1 protein-coding gene and 1 tRNA gene are annotated in these 1,640 nt (G+C 36.5%); both read left to right on the forward strand.

What is annotated here, in order from left to right; translation table 11 throughout:
• Window positions 1-582 (forward strand): DUF6339 family protein (locus AC1DOS_RS20020; protein ID WP_477538894.1); only part of this gene is annotated, 582 nt, incomplete at its 5' end.
• 984 nt (window positions 583-1,566) lie between these two features.
• A tRNA-Arg gene (locus AC1DOS_RS20025) sits at window positions 1,567-1,640 on the forward strand.

Raw genomic sequence — 1,640 nt, forward strand, 5'->3', positions numbered from 1 at the left:
GTAAGTGATAGAGAAAATGTAAAGGCCGTATACATAGCGTTACTACATCTACCTGTTGCTCAAGCAACTCAAGAACGGATTTGGGCTGGACTAGCACATCTGCAATTTAGAGACTTTACGTTTTATCGATTGAAAAAGGATATTGAGGCTTATAATGACAAGCGTATTATGTCTAGTCTATTCTTTACACATAGTGCCAAACGCTCTTTATTTGTTCATATTTTGGCTCGTCTATGGTGGGTGGGTTATATGACATACGACGAGAACAACAAAGAAAATCCATTTTGGTTAACTGATTTCTTTACAGAAAGAGATTTCTCAGCCCGAAGTACAATCTTTTTTTCAAGTAACTTCACTTCTAACCGAGATATTACTGTCGGAATCCTAAGAGCCATCTACAAGCTTAAGCAACAAGGTGAGGACATTAAACGAAATCATTTTGTTCAGGCTAGTAAAWATCTAAATGTAGTTGGTGGTGCGATGATTCTTGATGTGTTGGATGCTGATGAGGTGGAAGAGATGGTGACTAAACACCTGTGTAAGTTATTCAATATAAATCTTCGGGATAAAGTAGAAGTATAGATAAATCATATTTTGTTTCAGCACCCTAGTCATGTCGAGTGCTGATCACTACTAGTAATGAAAAATATCTATCGGATGTGATAGTGAGTAGTGAGCCTTTCCTTCTGGAGAGGCTCATAAAAATAATAAGGGAGAAAGATGTTAAGTTTTTAAGTTAAGATTATATATATTGTTGGAATTTAAAAACATATACTATTTAGTACCATCGAATCCGCCTTCTTTTCGCTCAGTTTCGGAGATTTCATTATCCTCAATTACATTAACTTTCAAAAATGTTTAATAACCATTAGTAAAGTATTAACGGTATTATGGTTAGCCACTTTTCCAAAATTACACTTATTTTTTAGATTTTCATCTAACTTACTAAGAATATAGGAATTGTTTAACCAAAAACACTGCTTCGTCATAACCCGACCATCTGGAAGTTTATTACAGCACCTAGGCTATTGCCAAATATTTCACCATCTCCAAGTACATAAAACGTTCAGATGTATGTGGACGAGTATGGATAATGAGGTTGGGCTCCTTCTTAGGAATGGCACATAAAATAACCACACTAATAGCGTCTACACAGAGAATCTTGAAGTTAGATTCTCTTTTTATTTAGCTTTAATTGAAATTACAGTAGGTCATTGAACCAAGTTCGTAAAAAAGTATGACTCCCTAGTGGATAATGTTGTTATAAATAAACATATGGAAGAGCCTTCCATCCTTAGGCTCTAAGGTAGGCATAATGCTGTGCGAAATTCAATAGGCAAGATACATGCGTAGAAGCTTAAGTACTGGAGTTCTGGACGCGGGTTCAAATTCCTTAGCAAAATGCTACCAAACTCAAACATTGTACACATATAATAATATAAAGCTTCCAATAAGACGGTTTTTAGTGATAACATAAGAAAGTAGGTAGTTTCGGTCCGAAAACGTAAAATGAACGAATCCCTAATTCATCAAAAATAACCTTGAACCCCAATAGGGGCAACACAAGTCTCAGTAGCTCAGCTGGATAGAGCAACGCCCTTCTAAGGCGTCGGTCGGGGGTTCGAATCCCTCCTGGGACG

This window comes from Paenisporosarcina sp. P5_A11 (assembly GCF_056400705.1).